The organism is Microbacterium sp. zg-Y625, from assembly GCF_030246925.1.
Taxonomy (GTDB): Bacteria; Actinomycetota; Actinomycetes; order Actinomycetales; family Microbacteriaceae; genus Microbacterium; species Microbacterium jiangjiandongii.
This window is the reverse complement of sequence record NZ_CP126740.1, coordinates 2,288,432-2,304,251: the sequence shown is the minus strand read 5'-3', so window position 1 is coordinate 2,304,251 and position 15,820 is coordinate 2,288,432. Positions and strand designations below refer to the sequence as shown.

Here is a 15,820-nt window from a genome sequence, read left to right as displayed (position 1 = left end):
CTCTACCGCGGCCAGCGCTGACGGCGGCTCCGTGATCGAGCTGCCGACCGACCTCCCCGCGGACCTCGTCCCGCTGTCATGGCTGCTCGGGGTCTGGGAAGGCACCGGGGTCATCGACTACGAGACCGCCGACGGGCAGCGCTTCGAGGGTGAGTTCTCGCACCGCGTGAGCTTCAGTCACGACGGCGGCGACTACCTCAACTACTCCGGCCAGGCGCGCCTGCTCACCGAGCCGCAGACGCCGCTGGTCGCCGAGACCGGCTTCTGGCGCCTGGGCCGGCCGGCCACCGCCGCCGACGCCGGGCCCGGGCTGCTGCCGGCGACAGCCGAGGCGCAGACCCGCACCGTCGACGACGTCGAGGCGCTGCGCACCCCCGAGGGCGGTTTCGGCATCGAGGTCGCCCTCGTGCATGCCGACGGCGTGAGTGAGCTCTACATCGGGCAGGTGCGCGGCCCCCGCATCGACATCGCGACGGATGCCGTGATGCGCTCGGCATCCACCAAGCCCTACGCCGCCGCGACGCGCATGTACGGGCTCGTCGACAACCACCTGCTGTGGGCGTGGGACATCGCCGCCCTCGGCTCCCCGTTGGCTTCGCACGCTTCGGCCCGCCTGGCGCGGGTGCAGTGATGACCGACCCGTTCCTCTCGGTGCCCGCCGCCGTCGTCGACGACGGCCGGCTGCTGCACGTCGGCACCCCCGCCACCGAGCAGCGCGCTCTCGCCGCCGGCAACGCCCTCGCGCCGCTCGGTGACCGTGCCGTGCTGGCCGTGACCGGCGAAGACCGCCTGTCGTGGCTCGACTCGCTCTCGTCTCAGGCGCTCACGGGCCTTGCCGCCGGAGCGAGCACCGAGCTGCTCATCCTCGATCCCCACGGTCACGTGGAGCACGCGGCATCCGTCGTCGACGACGGCGAGACCACCTGGCTCATCGTCGACCGCGCCGACGCGGCGGGCTTGCTCGCCTGGCTCACCCGCATGCGGTTCCGCCTGCGGGTCGCCCCGCGCGACGCGTCGGACGAGGTCGCCGTCGTGGGCGGCACCGCCGACGCGGTGGCGCGCGAGCTCCCCGACGCCGTGACGGTGTGGGCGGACCCCTGGCCCGGTGTCGCCGCAGGCGGCTGGGGTTACGCGCCGGCCGATCCGCACCCGGGCGCCGAACGGGACTGGAGCGAGGCCATCGTGCCCCGCCCGGTGCTCGAGCGTCTGGCGCAGGCGGCGAAGGACGGTCAGCTGGCCCTCGCCGGCACCCTGGCCGCCGACGCCCTGCGCATCGCCGCATGGCGGCCGCGCGCCGCGAACGAGGCGGGGGAGCGCACGCTTCCCCACGAGGCGGACTGGATGCGCACCGCCGTGCACCTCGACAAGGGCTGCTACCGCGGCCAGGAGACCGTCGCCAAGGTGCACAACCTCGGTCACCCGCCCCGCCGCCTGGTCGCCCTGCAGCTCGACGGCAGCGACGCCCTCATGCCCGAGGTCGGCGCGGCCGTGCGCCGCGACGGCGACGCCGTCGGCGAGGTCACCTCGGTGGCGCGCCACTTCGAAGAGGGCCCGATCGCGCTGGCGTTCGTGAAGCGCTCGGTGCCGGTGGATGCCACGCTGACGGTCGACACCGACGGGGGCGCCGTGGCCGCCGCCCAGGAGACCATCGTGCCGCCCGACGCCGGCGCCACCGCGTCGATCCCGCGTCTGCCCCGGCTTTCGCGTCGGCGCTGAGTCCGGGCCCGACGGTCCGCCGCACGGTCACCCAGCCCCGACGGCCCCCGCCGTCAGCCCGGTGCCACCGCGCTCCAGGGCACCGTGACCTCGCCCAGCCGCCACCGTGCGGGCGTGCGCAGCGGCCAGCCGGCATCGACCATGCCCTCCAGAGCGGTGCGCCACCGGTGCACCGGCCCGAAGGGTGAGACGACCGCGGCCTGACCCCACTGCGTGTCGAGGGCGCGCAGAAAATCGTGCACGCGCTCGCCGGGGATGTTGCGGTGGATGAGTGCCTTCGGCAGGCGCTCGGCCGCGATGGAGGGTGTCTGCAACGCGCTCAGCCGCAGCGACAGGGTGAGCGAGCGCGGCGCGGCATCCGCTCCGACCTCCACCCAGGTGCAGACGCGCCCGATCTCGTCGCAGGTGCCCTCGACGAGCATGCCGCCGGGCGCCAGCCGCGCCGTCATGCGCTGCCAGGCAGCGGCAACGTCTTCTTCGCCGTACTGGCGCAGCACGTTGAACGCCCGCACGACGGTGGGGGCACGCGGCGCCGGCACTTCGAACCCGCCGCGCGCGAAGGACACCCGCGCGTCGGGGGAGAAGCCGGTGCCGCCCCGTCGCAGTTCGGCCAGCTGCGCGTTCGCCCGCGCGACGCGCGCCGGATCGATCTCGAGCCCGAGCACCTCGACGTCGGCCCGCGCGGAGCGCAGCCGCGCCTCGAGCTCGAACGCGGTCACGCCGCTCGCGCCGTATCCGAGGTCGACCACGAGGGGATCGGCGGATGCCGCGCGGAGCGCAGGATGACGGGCGATCCAGCGATCGACCCGGCGCAGCCGATTGGTGTTGGTCGTGCCACGCGTGATCTGCCCTATCGGGGAGGGCGTCATACCTCAATGATGCCAGGGGTGCGCTGGGGGCCCGCCGAGTAGGATCGAAGCATGAGTGAGTCGCACACCCTGATCCTCCTCCGCCACGGCCAGAGCGAGTGGAACGAGCTGAACCTCTTCACCGGGTGGGTCGATGTCCGCCTGACCGAGCAGGGCAAGGCCGAGGCCGAACGCGGCGGCCGGCTGATGGCCGAGGCCGACGTGCTGCCCGACATCCTGCACACCTCGGTGCTCAGCCGCGCGATCCAGACCGCGAACATCGCCCTCGATTCCGCCGACCGGCTGTGGATTCCGGTGAAGCGGTCGTGGCGTCTGAACGAACGCCACTACGGCGCGCTGCAGGGCAAGGACAAGGCGCAGACGCTCGCCGAGTACGGCCAGGAGCAGTTCATGCTCTGGCGCCGTTCGTTCGACGTGCCGCCGCCGCCGCTGGCCGCCGACGACGAGTACAGCCAGGTCGGTGACCCGCGCTACGTCGGCATCGACGGCGAGGTGCCCGCCACCGAGTCGCTGAAGCTCGTGATCGACCGCATGCTGCCGTACTGGCAGAACGACATCGTGCCCGACCTGCAGGCCGGCAAGACGGTGCTCGTCACCGCCCACGGCAACTCGCTGCGAGGGCTCGTGAAGCACCTCGAGGGCATCAGCGACGAGGACATCGCGCAGCTGAACATCCCCACCGGCATTCCGCTGGTCTACCGCCTCGGCGCCGACATGATGCCGCTGGAGCCCGGACGCTACCTCGACCCCGAGGCCGCCGCCGCGGGAGCCGCCGCCGTGGCCGCGCAGGGCAAGAAGTAACGCGTCACGCACGAAGAGAGGGGCGGATGCCACTGGCATCCGCCCCTCTTCGCGTATGAGGTCAGGCGTCCAGCTGGGCGCGCAGCACCATCTCGGGGTCGGCCGACCAGTCGCCGGTGGCGAGGTACAGCACCTTCTTGGCCACCGACTCGGCGTGGTCGGCGAAACGCTCGTGGTAGCGGCTCGCAAGGGTGGCATCCACTGTCGCGGCCGCCTCGCCCTGCCAGTTGTCGCCGAGCACCTTCTCGAAGACCGAGATGTGCAGGTCGTCGAGCTTGTCCTCCGCGACGCGGATCTGCTCGACCAGCGACAGATCCTCGGTGCGCAGCAGTTCGGTGAGCAGCCGCGCTACGCGCACGTCGAGCTCGCCCATCTTCGTGAACGTGTTCTTGAGACCGCGCGGGATCGCCCGCTCGGGAAAGCGCATGCGGGTGAGCTGGGCGATGTGCTCGGCGATGTCGCCCATGCGCTCGAGAGAGGCGGAGACGCGCAGCGCCGCTACGACGATGCGCAGGTCGCGTGCGACCGGCTGCTGACGGGCGAGGATCTGGATCGCGAGCTCGTCGAGCTCGATGGCCTTGTCGTCGATGATCTGGTCGGCCTCGATGACCTCTTCGGCCAGTCCCACGTCGCTCGTTCCGAACGCGCGGGTGGCCTTCTCGATGGCCACCGCGACGAGCTCGGCGATCTCGACCAGTCGGCCCTGCACGTCCTCGAGGGACTGGTGGAACACTTCGCGCATGGGGCACCTTCCTTTTCGCGGGGCACAGCACCGCTTCGTCCTCGCGGCTCGGCATGATTCGCAAGCCCGGCGATTCTGTTCGGCGAAGGTTAACGAACGGTGCCGCCCGAGTGAATAGTATCCCGCGCCGCCCCGGCTCGGCCGCAACTGGACGCTTATGCCGGCACCGCCCGTTTACGCTGGAGCCATGGATTCGACGCAGCTGGCGCTGCTCGCCCTGCTTGCCGGCATGCTCGTGGGCGTCTCGTTCGCTCTGCTGATCGCGCTGGCGCTGCGCGCACGGGACCGAGCGCTGGCGCACGACTCGTCGCATCTGCCCGACGGCCTGCGTGCCGTGCTGGAGGGCATGGAGGATCCCGCGGCGGTCGTCGACGCCTCGGCGACCGTGGTCGCGGCATCGGGTGCCGCGGAGCTGTTCGGCATGCAGGAAGGCGCGGTGCTGCCCAGTCAGGCGCTGCGGGCCCTCGTCCGCACCGCCCGCGCGAGCGAGCGCCCCGCCACCGAGACCCTGCGGCTGGAGCGCGACGCCAGCATCGCGCGGACGCGCCTGGTGACCGCACGCGCGTACCCCGTCACGCCCCGGCTCGTGCTGCTGGTGGTGCGCGACATCACCGAGCGCGAGCGCGTGGAGGAGATGCGGCGGGATTTCGTGACCAACACCAGTCACGAGCTGAAGACGCCCGTCGGCGCGATCATGCTGCTGTCGGAGGCGATCGAGTCGGCCGCCGACGACCCGGAGCAGGTGCGTACCTTCGCCGGTCGTCTGCACGCGGAGGCGCAGCGACTCAGTCGGCTGACCGGGCGGATCATGCACCTCTCGCGCCTGCAGGCGGCCGATGACCTGGCAGAGGTGCGCGACGTCTCGATCGATCAGATCGTCGCGTCGGCGGTCGAGGCCCATGAGACGCAGGCGGATGCCGCGGGCGTGGAACTCGTGCGTGGCGGCGACCGCGGCCTGTACGTGCGCGGCGACGCGCAGATCCTCGGCGAAGCCGTCGGAAACCTCATCGCCAACGCCATCGCCTACTCCCCGGCGGGGTCCCGCGTGGGCGTCGGCGTCAGGGGCACGGACGGCGTGGTCGAGATCGCCGTCACCGACCGCGGGATCGGCATCGCCGAGAGCGAGCAGCAGCGGGTGTTCGAGCGGTTCTACCGCGCCGACCAGGCCCGCTCACGCCAGACCGGCGGCACCGGGCTGGGGCTCGCCATCGTCAAGCACGCCGCCCACCGCCACGGCGGGGACGTGCGCCTGTGGTCGCAGCCCGGACAGGGATCGACCTTCACGATCCGCCTTCCGCGCGCCAGTGGACCGGACACCGACGCCCTGCGCGGCGACGAACGGCCAGGCAAGAAGAAGTCCCGCATCAAGCCCAGCCGCGCCACCGCGGCGGTTCCGAACGGAGAGCCCCGATGACCCGCGTGCTGATCGTCGAGGACGAGCCGGATCTCGCCGACCCCCTGGCCTACCTGCTGCGGCGCGAGGGGTTCGACGTCGAGATCGCGGCGGACGGACCGACGGCGCTGCGGATGTTCGGCGCGAACGGTGCGGACATCATCCTGCTCGACCTCATGCTTCCGGGCATGCCGGGCACGGAGGTGTGCCGCCAGATCCGGTCGACCTCGACCGTGCCGATCATCATGCTGACGGCCAAGGACTCCGAAGTCGACATCGTCGTGGGGCTCGAGCTCGGCGCGGACGACTACGTCACGAAGCCGTACTCATCGCGCCAGCTGCTCGCCCGCATGCGTGCCGTGCTGCGGCGCAGCGCACCGGTCGACGATCACCAGGACGAGCGGGTGCTCACCGGCGGGCGGGTGTCGCTCGACATCGACCGTCACGCTGTGAGCGTCGACGGCACCGAGATCAGCATGCCGCTGAAGGAGTTCGAGCTGCTCGAACTGCTCATGCGCAACGCCGGCCGGGTGCTGACGCGCGGCCAGCTGATCGACCGGGTGTGGGGAAGCGACTACTACGGCGACACCAAGACGCTCGACGTGCACATCAAGCGCATCAGGTCGCGCATCGAGGAGAACCCGAGCGAACCGGTCATGCTCGTGACCGTTCGCGGACTGGGTTACCGCTTCGAAGCATGACGCGCCCCGCGCGGCGGGGCCGCAGGGGGAGGGGCGTGCTCAGTCCTCGATGAGTTCTTCTTCGACCGGCTCGAACTCGGTGTAGTACGGCAGCGCGCCGTCGAGCACGGGGATCTCGGCGACGGTGCCGGACTCCATGCCCGTCTGGAAGGCCATCGGCACGGTGGCGCCGGCGGGAACGCCGAGGTCGGTGAACAGGATCGGCTCGACATCGACGCCCAGGCTGACGCTCTCACCGGCGGCGAGCTCGATGATCTCCGCCTCGCCGTTCTGCACCGCGACGGTGATCTCCTGCGGCTCGAGGGAGGTGTTGACGAACGCGGCGATGAAGTTGCCGGCGGAGCCGTCTTCGTTCGCGATGACCATCGCGTTGAGCACGTCGACCGGTCCCGGAGCGGGAACGTTGACCCCGTCAGACGGGGAGTAGGCGATCGTGGTCGCCTGAGGGGCGAGCATGTTGCAACCGGTCGCTCCCACGACGACGGCGGCACCCAGAGCGAGCGACGCGAGCAGGCGCGATTTCACGGTTCCTCCCGGAGAAGCAGACGACATCCTGAGCAGTCTACGCGGTGCGCCGCCGCGATCCGGGACGGTGCAGTCGCCGCAGGCCGGCGAACCTTAGCGTATGTCGCCTGTGGTATTCTGGAGGTTGCCGAAAGGACACAACTGCATGCTTTTTGAGGTTGGCGAGACGGTTGTCTACCCGCACCACGGGGCCGCAACGATCATCGAAGTCAAAGAACGGGTGATCAAGGGCGAGACGAAGAAGTATCTCAAGCTGAACGTCACGCAAGGCGATCTGATCATCGAGGTGCCGGCGGAGAACGTCGATCTGGTGGGCGTCCGTGACGTCATCGGCCAAGAGGGACTGGACCGCGTCTTCGAGGTGCTGCGTGCACCCTTCACCGAGGAGCCGACCAACTGGTCGCGCCGCTACAAGGCGAACCTCGAGAAGCTCGCGTCGGGCGACGTCATCAAGGTGAGCGAGGTCGTGCGCGACCTGTGGCGCCGTGACCAGGACCGCGGACTCTCTGCGGGTGAGAAGCGCATGCTCGCCAAGGCGCGCCAGATCCTCATCTCGGAGCTCGCGCTGGCGGAGAAGACCGACGAGGAGCGCGCGAGCGTCGTCCTCGACGAGGTGCTCGCCAGCTGAGCCCGGCCCAACGCATCGCCGGGTAGGTTCGAGGCGTGGACATCACGCCCGTTCCCCGTGTCGCCGTCATCGTCGTCGCCGCCGGATCCGGCACCCGTCTGGGTGCCGCGGATCCGAAGGCGTTCGTCGGGATCGATGAGCACACCATCCTGCGTCACTGCCTCGAAGGCGTCTTCGCCGCGACCAGCGCGCAGGTGATCGTCGTCGCCCCTCCCGGACGGGAGGGCGACGCGCAGACCGATGCCCTGGAAGCATCCGGCGATCGTCGGGACCTGGTGCATGTGGTCACGGGCGGCGCCACGCGCCAAGCATCGGTGGCGGCAGGTCTGCACGCGGTGTGGCCCGATGTCGAGGTCGTGCTCGTGCACGACGCCGCCCGCGCGCTCACCCCGCCGGCGGTGTTCGAACGCGTCATCGTGGCGGTCGACGCGGGCGCCGCGGGAGTCATTCCGGTGCTGCCCGTCATCGACACCCTGAAGCGGGTCGACGGCGCGCGCATCGTCGCGGGCGTCGACCGTGCCGAGCTGGCTGCCGCACAGACCCCACAGGGGTTCCGTCGTGACGTGCTGGATGCCGCATACGCGGCTGCCGAGGAGGAGTTCACCGATGACGCGGCGGTCGTGGCATCCGCCGGTCACGACGTGACCGTCGTCGACGGGTCGCAGCTCAGCTTCAAGATCACCACTCCCGCTGACCTCGAGCGCGCCCGCGCGCTGGTGTCGCCCGTCGCACCGGCGGCGAGCCGTCTGGACCCGCCGCAGCCCGCTGCGCGCGTGGGGGTCGGCACCGACGTGCACGCGGTCGGCGGCGACGGCACGCTGTGGCTCGCCGGTCTGGAGTGGCCGGGGGAGCAGCCGCTGTCGGGTCACTCCGACGGGGATGCCGTCGCCCACGCGATCGTCGATGCACTGCTGGCCGCGGCCGGGCTCGGCGACATCGGCACGCACTTCGGCACCGACCGGCCCGAGTACGCCGGCGCGCACGCCGACGCGTTCCTCGCGCGCACCCGCGCGCTGCTCGGCGAGGCCGGCTGGGCCGTCGGCAACGTCTCGGTGCAGGTGCAGGCGCGCCGCCCCCGCTTCGCGGATCGGCGTGCCGAGGCGGAGCAGGTTCTCTCGGCCGCCCTCGGCGGGGCGCCGGTCTCGGTGTCGGCGACGACCACCGACGGACTGGGCTTCACCGGCACCGGCGAAGGCGTGGCCGCGTTCGCGGTCGCGATGATCGTCCCGGCCTGAGCGGCGCGCGCGGTTACGGTCGCGGTCGCGCGGTTCCGGTGAGGTCGTGCGCGCGCGCTACCGCGGCAGCTCCCGCACGAAGTAGGTCGAGAGCGGGTCGTCGGTGTAGTCGCCGAATGGGCCGCAGGGGGTGAACCCCTCGCCGAGGTACAGTGCCCGTGCTGCGGCGAAGTCGGGCCCCGAGCCCGTCTCGAGCTGCAGGCGCAGGAGCCCCATGACGCGTGCCTCGGCCACGATATGGCGCAGCAGCGCCCGGGCCACGCCGCGTCGCAGGTGGGTCGAGGCGACCCGCATGGACTTGATCTCGCCATGGGTGGCATCCCGCCGCTGCAGTGCGCCCACGCCCGCGAGGTCGTCACCCTCCCAGGCGGACCACACGGTGATGTGCCGCTGCCGCAGCTGCTCGACGCCCAGTGCGTGCACGCTCTCGGTGGGGGTCTGCGCATGCATCGCGTCGAGGTGGGCCGCGATGAGGGCGCAGGTAGCCTCACCAGTGAGGTCGTCGGTGCGTATCTGCAGGGTCACGTGTCTCCTCAGCCTTCGACGGCGTATGGCGCGGGGTCTCGCGGGGCGCGGGAGCTCCAGGCCAGCAGCACCAGGCCCGCAACCAGCACGGCCAGCCCGAGCAGCGCCGGTGGGCTCAGGCGTTCGCCGAGCACGCCGATGCCCAGCAGCGACGCGGTCAGCGGCTCGGCCAGGGTGAGCGTGGCGGCGGTGGCGGCGGTGAGCCGCAGCAGCCCCCAGGTGAACAGCGTGTACGCGATGCCGACCGTCGCGAGCCCGAGCCACAGCGCCATCGCGAGCCCGTCGGGCGAGGCCAGCCACGTCAGGTCGGCGAACAGCAGCATGGCGAGGCCCCACGCGGCGCCGCCGAGCCCCATCGCCCCGCCGACGGCGAACGGGTCCCAGCCGGCATCCATCAGCCGCCGCTGCACGTTGGCCTGTACGGCGAAGGCGGCGCCCGCCGCGAGGGAGGCGACAAGCCCCGCGGGGTCGCTGCCGCCGGCGGCCGCGCCGCCCGCACCCAGCAGCACCACTCCCGTCGTCGCGAGCGCCGTCGCACCCAGCCATGCCCCCGAGGGGACACGGCGGGTCAATGCCCACTCGACGAGCCCCGCGATTACCGGGGCTGATCCCAGCGCGATCACGGTGCTGACGGCGACGCCGTTGCGCTCGGCGCCGAGGAAGAACAGCGGCTGATACAGCGCCAGGCAGGTGCCGGTGGCCGCCATCAGCAGCAGGGCGCGACGGTCGAGCACCGGCCGTGGGGCGGGGCGCGCGGAGGTGGCCGCGGCGCCGGCCGCGGTGCGGCGTCGCTGTCGCGCACCCAGCGAGAACGCGAGGGCCGCGAGCGCAGTGCCGCCGATCGTCAAGCGCACTGCCCCGACTGCCCAGGGGGTGCTGTCGTCGGGACCCAGCGCCTGCGCGGTGCCGGTCGTGCCGAAGAGCACGGCGGCGGCGAGGACGGCGAGAACGGGGAGCATCACGTCAGTTCTAGCGGACCCGCGTGTCGGGCTCGTGACGCGCGGGGCTGGCGCTGCCCCGAAACGGAACCCGCCGCGGCCGCGGCACCCAGCGCCGACGCGGATCTCAGGAACCGAGCGCCCTCGCCGGTAGGCTGGTGCAGTGAGCAATGGCGGTACGGGCGTGAAGCTCTATGACACGAAGGCGCAGGCACTGCGCGACTTCGTCCCCGCCGACCCCTCGAACGTCACCGTCTACGTCTGCGGACCCACCGTGCAATCCGGCCCGCACATCGGTCACCTGCGCGGCGCGCTGAGCTTCGACATCCTCCGCCGCTGGCTCGCCCACCGCTTCGGGCGGGTCACGTTGGTGCGCAACGTCACCGACATCGATGACAAGGTGCTCGCGAACGCGACCGAGAACGAGCCGTGGTGGGCGCTGGCGTACCGCATGGAGCTCGAGTTCTCCCGCGCGTACGCGACCATCGGCATCCTGCCCCCGACGTACGAGCCCCGGGCGACGGCATCCATCCCGCAGATGCTCGAGCTCATCGCCCGCCTCATCGACGCGGGCCACGCGTACCCCGCCGCCGGCGGCGACGTCTACTTCGACGTGCGCTCGTGGCCGTCGTACGGCGAGCTGACCCGCCAGTCGCTGGATGCCATGGAGCCGGCGGCCGACGCCGACCCCCGTGGCAAGCGCGACCCCCGCGACTTCGCGCTGTGGAAGGGCGCCAAGCCCGAGGAACCGGCGGATGCCGTATGGGAGTCGCCGTGGGGCCGTGGCCGCCCCGGTTGGCACATCGAGTGCTCCGCGATGTCGCGGCGCTACCTCGGTCCGTCGTTCGACATCCACGGCGGCGGCCTCGACCTGCGCTTCCCGCACCACGAGAACGAGTTGGCGCAGTCCACCGCCGCCGGCAACGCATTCGCGGGGTACTGGGTGCACAACGGCCTCGTGACCGTCGGCGACCAGAAGATGTCGAAGTCGCTCGGCAACTTCCTGCTGGCCGACGACGTGCTGCGCCAGTACGAGCCGCTCGTGGTGCGCTACGCGCTCGCCGCGGCGCACTACCGCTCGAACCTCGACATCACGTCGGCGTCGTTCGACGAGGCCGCCGCCGCGCTCGATCGCATCCGCACGTTCCAGACGCGCGCGGCCCGGGTGCTGGGTGCCGGCAGCTGGCTCACCGTGGCCGACCTGCCCGACGCCTTCGCCGCCGCGATGGACGACGACCTCGGGGTGCCGCAGGCACTGGCCGTCGTGCACGAGCACGTGCGGGCCGGAAACGCCGCCCTCGACGCCGACGACAGGGATGCCGCGGCGCGCGCCGCCGTGCAGGTGGGCCGGATGACCGGTCTGCTGGGGCTCAACCCCGAGGACCCGCAGTGGCGCACCGGCGACGGGGGAGTGGCGGCATCCGCGCTCGACGCGCTGGTGCAGACGATGATCACCCAGCGCGCTCAGGCGCGCATCGACAAGGACTGGCCTGCGGCCGACCGCATCAGAGATGCGATCGCGGCCGCAGGCATCACTCTGGAGGACACTCCGGACGGAACACATTGGAGTCTCAATGGCTAAGCCAGGGCGCCCCGGCGCAAGCAAGAGCGGCAAGAAGGGCCCTACCAAGGGCACCGGCGGAAAGAACAAGCGGTCCCTCGAGGGCCGCGGCCCGACCCCCAAGGCAGAAGAGCGCGCCTGGCACCCTGCGGGCAAGCGCAAGGCAGCAGCCGAGCGCTACGCCGCCGCAGGGGGCAAGGGCGCGCCCGGCCAGAAGCCCGCGCCGCAGCGCCGTGCGAAGAAGGAAGACGACACCGAGATCGTCACCGGTCGCAACTCGGTGCTCGAGGCGCTGCGCGCCAAGATCCCCGCGACGGCGTTCTACATCGCCCAGCGCGTGGAGATGGACGACCGCGTCAAGGAGATGCTGTCGATCGCGACCCACCGCGGCATCCCCGTGATGGAGGTCACTCGCCCGGAGCTGGACCGCATGGCCGGTTTCGACGGTGTGCACCAGGGCGTCGCGATCAAGGTGCCGCCGTACGAGTACGGGCACCCGCAGGACCTGCTGGAGCAGATCATCGACCGCGACCAGGTGCCGCTGCTCGTCGCCCTCGACGGCGTGACCGACCCCCGCAACCTCGGTGCGATCATCCGCTCCACCGCCGCGTTCGGCGGGCACGGTGTGATCCTTCCGCAGCGTCGCAGCGCGAGCGTCAACTCCGCCGCCTGGAAGACCAGCGCGGGAGCCGCCGCCCGCATCCCCGTCGTCATCGCGCCGAACCTCACCAGCACGCTCAAGGAGTTCAAGAAGCAGGGCGTGTTCGTGCTGGGCTTGGACGGCGGCGGCGAGGTGTCGCTTCCCGAACTGAAGCTCGCCGACCGGCCCGTGGTCATCGTGGTCGGGTCCGAGGGTAAGGGGCTGTCGCGCCTGGTCACCGAGACCTGCGACCAGATCGTCTCCATCCCGATCTCGGCGGCGACCGAGTCGCTGAACGCCGGCATTGCGGCATCCGTCGCGCTGTACCAGGTCTCGACGATGCGCTCGACGCAGGACTGAGGAAAGCCATGACCCGCATTGCTGTCATCGGCGGCACCGGCTTCGCCGGCCGCAACATCGTCGCCGAGGCGCTCGAGCGCGGTCACACCGTGATCTCGGTCGCCCGCACGCTGCCCGGTGACCGCATCGAGGGGGCCACGTACCTCGTCGGGACGATCCTCGACGTCCCCACCCTCGTCGGCCAGCTCGAAGGCGTCGAGGTCGTCGTGGTGGCGACCTCGCCCCGCGGCGACATGGAGGGCAAGATGCGCGACGCGGTCGCCGAGCTGGTCGCCGCCCTCCCCGAGGATGTGCGCGTCGGGGTCATCGGCGGCGCCGGGGGCAGCCTCGTCGCACCGGACGGTCCGCGGCTCATCGACACCGACTTCCCCGAGGAGTTCAAGGCCGAGGCGTTCGAGGCCATCGGCATCCTCGAAGACCTTCAGGCGACGGATGCCGCGCGCGACTGGTTCTTCGTGCATCCGGCCGGCGGCTTCGGAGCCTTCAACCCGGGCGAGCGCACCGGCAGCTACCGCGTCGGCGGCGACGTGCTCGTCACCGACGACGCGGGCGAGTCGTACATCTCGGGTCCCGACCTCGCGGTCGCGGTGCTCGATGAGATCGAATCCCCGAAGCACCACCGACAGCGCTTCACCGTCGGGTACTGACCCGGAGTCACACCAGGTCGCGCCAGTCGACCGCGTCTTCTTCTTCGGTGGTGACGGGGATCGTCTCGGTCTGCATCAGCGCGAGCGAGAGGGTCTCGGTCTGCGGACCGACGACCGTCGCCTCGTCGCGGCGGTGGCGCAGCACGTTCTCGATGTAGCTCGTGAGGGTCTCCGCCAGCGGCACCGAGCGACCGCGCGCCTGCGACATGTACCAGCGGTGCTCGAGCACCTGGTGGAACACCTCGGCGGGCTCCAGCTTCGCGCGCAGGTCCCAGGGGATGGCCTTCACCACCGGCTCGAAGACGCGCGTGAGCCATTCGTGGGCCACCATGTCCTCGTCCGACCCCAGGCGTGAGACGCGCGCAGCGAACTCGTCGAGGTCGTTGAGCAGCCGGCGCGCCTGGTTCTCCTCCACGTCGAGCCCCGTCAGCCGCAGCAGGCGCCGCTGATGGTGCCCGGCATCCACGACCTTCGGTTGAATCGACACGCGGGTGCCGTCGGAGGTGGACTCGATCGACATCTCGCCGATGTCGAAGCCGAGGTCGTTGAGGCGCTTGACCCGCTCCGTGATGCGCCACGACTCGTTGGCGGCGAAGGTCTCGCGGTCCGTCAGCGCGCCCCACAGCGAGTGGTAGGACGAAACGATGCCGTCGGCGATCGCGACGGCATCCACGCCGCCCTCGAGCCGGCCGCCGGCCTCGAGGTCCATGATCTCGCCGGCGATGTTGGTGCGCGCCACGTCGAGGTCGTGCTCGCGCTGGCCGCGGGTCAGGCCCGACTCGTGCAGCTCGCCGGTCTCGGCGTCGACGAGGTAGGCGGCGAAGGCGCCCGCGTCGCGACGGAAGAGCGTGTTCGAGAGCGACACGTCGCCCCAGAAGAACCCGACGTTGTGCAGACGCACGAGCAGCACCGCGAGAGCGTCGACGAGGCGGGATGCCGTGTCAGGGCGCAGCACCTGGGTGAACAGGGCCCGGTAGGGCAGGGAGAACTTGAGGTGCGCCGTGACGAGAGCCGCAGGCAGCGGGGTTCCGTCGTCGTCGGTGCGGCCGGCGATCACCGCGACGCGGCTGACGCACGGCACGTCGAGACGGGCCAGGTTGCCGAGCATCTCGTACTCGCGCCGGGCCATCTGCTCGGTGGTCTCCTTGATGGCGACCACGCGGTTGGAGAGGTTGGCGAAGCGCACCAGGTGCCGCGAGATGCCCTTGGGGAGGAACACGATGTGCTGCGAGGGCCACTCCGCGAGAGGCGTGGACCAGGGGAGTGTCAGAAGGCCGGGGTCGACCGAACTCGCGGTGATGCTGAGGGCTGAAGACACGGGAACTCCTGGCGGAAACGACACGGCGCGGGTAGCCCCAAGGCTACCCGCGCCGCGCGGTTGCTGTCGGATCAGGCCGAGACGACCGGCTTGTCGTTCAGACGCTCGCCGGACTCGATGTCGAACGCGTGCACGTGGCCGGCGCTGGCGGCCAGGGTGACCGTCTCGCCCGCGTTCGGGTGGTTGCGACCGTCGACGCGCGCGACCAGGTCGGCGCGCTTGCCGTTGATCTCGGTGTGGCCGTAGAGGTAACCGTCGGCGCCGAGCTCCTCGACGAGGTCCACCATGACCGAGAGGCCACGGCCGTCGGCGGGGCCGACGACGATGTCCTCGGGGCGGACACCCACGGTGACCTGGCTGCCGTTGGCGCGCCCGACCGTGTCGCGGTCCAGCGGCACGACCTCGTCACCGAAGCGCACGCCACCCTCGGCGAGGTCGGCGGCGAAGAGGTTCATGGCGGGGGAGCCGATGAAGCCGGCGACGAACACGTTGTTCGGCTTCTCGTACAGGTCGCGCGGGGTGCCGACCTGCTGCAGCAGACCGTCCTTGAGCACCGCGATGCGGTCACCCATGGTGAGGGCCTCGGTCTGGTCGTGGGTCACGTAGACGGTGGTGACGCCCAGGCGACGCTGCAGCGACGCGATCTGCGTACGCGTCTGCACGCGCAGCTTGGCGTCGAGGTTCGACAGCGGCTCGTCCATGAGGAACACCTGCGGCTGACGAACGATGGCGCGGCCCATCGCGACACGCTGACGCTGACCACCCGAGAGGGCCTTCGGCTTGCGGGTCAGGTACTCCTCGAGGTCGAGCAGCTTGGCGGCCTCGAGCACGCGGGCGGCGCGCTCTTCCTTGCCGACGCCGGCGATCTTCAGGGCGAAGCCCATGTTCTCGGCGACCGTCATGTGCGGGTACAGCGCGTAGTTCTGGAACACCATCGCGATGTCGCGGTCCTTCGGCGGCACGTCGGTGACGTCGCGGTCGCCGATGAGGATGCGGCCCGAGTTGACCTCTTCGAGGCCGGCCAGCATACGCAGCGACGTGGACTTGCCACAGCCCGACGGGCCGACGAGAACGAGGAACTCGCCGTCGGCGACCTCGAGGTTGAGCTTGTCCACAGCGGGGCGCGTGCCCCCCGGGTAGACACGCGTTGCGTTGTCGAATGTGACGGACGCCATGGTCTCTTCTCCTTCACCGGCAGGTACGTGCCGGACGATCCGTAGT

At 71.2% G+C, this 15,820-nt stretch carries 16 protein-coding genes and 1 pseudogene; 10 read left to right on the top strand and 7 right to left on the bottom strand.

Annotated elements, in window-relative coordinates:
- Window positions 1–31 precede the first annotated feature (31 nt).
- Window positions 32–631 (top strand): nitrobindin family protein, encoded by a 600-nt coding sequence (locus QNO14_RS10640; RefSeq protein WP_257505262.1) that lies wholly within the window; start codon window positions 32–34, stop codon window positions 629–631.
- Window positions 631–1,716 carry a CAF17-like 4Fe-4S cluster assembly/insertion protein YgfZ gene (ygfZ, locus tag QNO14_RS10635; protein ID WP_257505261.1) on the top strand — a complete coding sequence of 362 codons (1,086 nt, stop codon included), beginning with the start codon at window positions 631–633 and terminating at the stop codon, window positions 1,714–1,716. The genes QNO14_RS10640 and ygfZ overlap by 1 nt, the downstream gene beginning before the upstream one ends.
- 53 nt (window positions 1,717–1,769) lie before the next feature.
- On the opposite strand, the gene QNO14_RS10630 is transcribed toward ygfZ, so the two are convergent.
- The gene (locus QNO14_RS10630) at window positions 1,770–2,585 is read right to left on the bottom strand and encodes a class I SAM-dependent methyltransferase (protein ID WP_257505260.1); all 816 of its coding nucleotides are present in this window, start codon (window positions 2,583–2,585) and stop codon (window positions 1,770–1,772) included.
- A 51-nt stretch (window positions 2,586–2,636) separates the two neighbouring features.
- On the opposite strand from QNO14_RS10630, the gene QNO14_RS10625 reads away from it, so the two are divergent.
- Entirely contained in the window at window positions 2,637–3,386 is a 750-nt protein-coding gene (locus QNO14_RS10625) for a phosphoglyceromutase (protein WP_257495517.1), read from the top strand.
- Between the two features lie 61 nt (window positions 3,387–3,447).
- Here the strand turns inward: QNO14_RS10625 and phoU are convergent, their stop codons facing one another.
- Window positions 3,448–4,128, bottom strand: coding sequence for a phosphate signaling complex protein PhoU (phoU, locus tag QNO14_RS10620; protein ID WP_257505259.1), 681 nt, complete (start codon window positions 4,126–4,128; stop codon window positions 3,448–3,450).
- Between the two features lie 187 nt (window positions 4,129–4,315).
- On the opposite strand from phoU, the gene QNO14_RS10615 reads away from it, so the two are divergent.
- Entirely contained in the window at window positions 4,316–5,542 is a 1,227-nt protein-coding gene (locus QNO14_RS10615; RefSeq protein WP_257505258.1) for a sensor histidine kinase, read from the top strand.
- Window positions 5,539–6,222, top strand: coding sequence for a response regulator (locus QNO14_RS10610; protein ID WP_257495520.1), 684 nt, complete (start codon window positions 5,539–5,541; stop codon window positions 6,220–6,222). The genes QNO14_RS10615 and QNO14_RS10610 overlap by 4 nt, the downstream gene beginning before the upstream one ends.
- Before the next feature lie 408 nt (window positions 6,223–6,630).
- On the opposite strand, the pseudogene QNO14_RS15365 reads toward QNO14_RS10610, so the two are convergent.
- Window positions 6,631–6,735: pseudogene (locus QNO14_RS15365) on the bottom strand (DNA modification methylase); the annotation flags it as partial.
- A 157-nt stretch (window positions 6,736–6,892) separates the two neighbouring features.
- Here QNO14_RS15365 and QNO14_RS10600 point away from each other — a divergent pair.
- Together QNO14_RS10600 and ispD are read left to right on the top strand one after the other, a co-directional pair.
- The gene (locus tag QNO14_RS10600; protein WP_257495522.1) at window positions 6,893–7,375 is read left to right on the top strand and encodes a CarD family transcriptional regulator; all 483 of its coding nucleotides are present in this window, start codon (window positions 6,893–6,895) and stop codon (window positions 7,373–7,375) included.
- A gap of 35 nt (window positions 7,376–7,410) precedes the next feature.
- Entirely contained in the window at window positions 7,411–8,610 is a 1,200-nt protein-coding gene (gene ispD / locus QNO14_RS10595; RefSeq protein WP_257505254.1) for a 2-C-methyl-D-erythritol 4-phosphate cytidylyltransferase, read from the top strand.
- Window positions 8,611–8,667: 57 nt separating this feature from the next.
- Here ispD and QNO14_RS10590 read toward each other — a convergent pair whose 3' ends face one another.
- Both QNO14_RS10590 and QNO14_RS10585 read right to left on the bottom strand, forming a co-directional pair.
- Entirely contained in the window at window positions 8,668–9,135 is a 468-nt protein-coding gene (locus QNO14_RS10590) for a GNAT family N-acetyltransferase (RefSeq protein WP_257505253.1), read from the bottom strand.
- An 8-nt stretch (window positions 9,136–9,143) separates the two neighbouring features.
- A complete protein-coding gene (locus QNO14_RS10585) occupies window positions 9,144–10,094 on the bottom strand; it encodes a DMT family transporter (RefSeq protein WP_257505251.1) in 951 nt (316 codons plus the stop codon).
- 142 nt (window positions 10,095–10,236) lie between these two features.
- On the opposite strand from QNO14_RS10585, the gene cysS reads away from it, so the two are divergent.
- The 3 genes from cysS to QNO14_RS10570 are packed head-to-tail and all read left to right on the top strand — an operon-like array spanning window position 10,237 to window position 13,281.
- Window positions 10,237–11,655, top strand: a complete 1,419-nt coding sequence (gene cysS / locus QNO14_RS10580; protein ID WP_257505250.1) for a cysteine--tRNA ligase — start codon at window positions 10,237–10,239, stop codon at window positions 11,653–11,655.
- On the top strand, window positions 11,648–12,634 hold the full coding sequence (gene rlmB / locus QNO14_RS10575; protein ID WP_257495527.1) for a 23S rRNA (guanosine(2251)-2'-O)-methyltransferase RlmB: 987 nt from the start codon (window positions 11,648–11,650) through the stop codon (window positions 12,632–12,634). Before cysS ends, rlmB begins: the two co-directional genes overlap by 8 nt.
- Window positions 12,635–12,642: 8 nt before the next feature.
- Window positions 12,643–13,281: an NAD(P)-dependent oxidoreductase gene (locus QNO14_RS10570; RefSeq protein WP_257505249.1), complete on the top strand. Its 639-nt coding sequence runs from the start codon at window positions 12,643–12,645 to the stop codon at window positions 13,279–13,281.
- A gap of 7 nt (window positions 13,282–13,288) precedes the next feature.
- Here QNO14_RS10570 and QNO14_RS10565 read toward each other — a convergent pair whose 3' ends face one another.
- Window positions 13,289–14,599: a DUF4032 domain-containing protein gene (locus tag QNO14_RS10565; RefSeq protein WP_257495529.1), complete on the bottom strand. Its 1,311-nt coding sequence runs from the start codon at window positions 14,597–14,599 to the stop codon at window positions 13,289–13,291.
- A gap of 71 nt (window positions 14,600–14,670) precedes the next feature.
- Window positions 14,671–15,774 (bottom strand): ABC transporter ATP-binding protein, encoded by a 1,104-nt coding sequence (locus QNO14_RS10560; RefSeq protein WP_257495530.1) that lies wholly within the window; start codon window positions 15,772–15,774, stop codon window positions 14,671–14,673.
- Window positions 15,775–15,820 lie beyond the last annotated feature (46 nt).

Excerpts from the sequence above, each read along its gene's own strand:
- ygfZ (WP_257505261.1), top strand. The coding sequence starts at position 631 with ATGACCGACCCGTTCCTCTCGGTGCCCGCCGCCGTCGTCGACGACGGC.
- QNO14_RS10630 (WP_257505260.1), bottom strand. The coding sequence starts at position 2,585 with ATGACGCCCTCCCCGATAGGGCAGATCACGCGTGGCACGACCAACACC.
- QNO14_RS10625 (WP_257495517.1), top strand. The coding sequence starts at position 2,637 with ATGAGTGAGTCGCACACCCTGATCCTCCTCCGCCACGGCCAGAGCGAG.
- phoU (WP_257505259.1), bottom strand. The coding sequence starts at position 4,128 with ATGCGCGAAGTGTTCCACCAGTCCCTCGAGGACGTGCAGGGCCGACTG.
- QNO14_RS10615 (WP_257505258.1), top strand. The coding sequence starts at position 4,316 with ATGGATTCGACGCAGCTGGCGCTGCTCGCCCTGCTTGCCGGCATGCTC.
- QNO14_RS10610 (WP_257495520.1), top strand. The coding sequence starts at position 5,539 with ATGACCCGCGTGCTGATCGTCGAGGACGAGCCGGATCTCGCCGACCCC.
- QNO14_RS10600 (WP_257495522.1), top strand. The coding sequence starts at position 6,893 with ATGCTTTTTGAGGTTGGCGAGACGGTTGTCTACCCGCACCACGGGGCC.
- QNO14_RS10585 (WP_257505251.1), bottom strand. The coding sequence starts at position 10,094 with ATGCTCCCCGTTCTCGCCGTCCTCGCCGCCGCCGTGCTCTTCGGCACG.
- rlmB (WP_257495527.1), top strand. The coding sequence starts at position 11,648 with ATGGCTAAGCCAGGGCGCCCCGGCGCAAGCAAGAGCGGCAAGAAGGGC.
- QNO14_RS10570 (WP_257505249.1), top strand. The coding sequence starts at position 12,643 with ATGACCCGCATTGCTGTCATCGGCGGCACCGGCTTCGCCGGCCGCAAC.
- QNO14_RS10560 (WP_257495530.1), bottom strand. The coding sequence starts at position 15,774 with ATGGCGTCCGTCACATTCGACAACGCAACGCGTGTCTACCCGGGGGGC.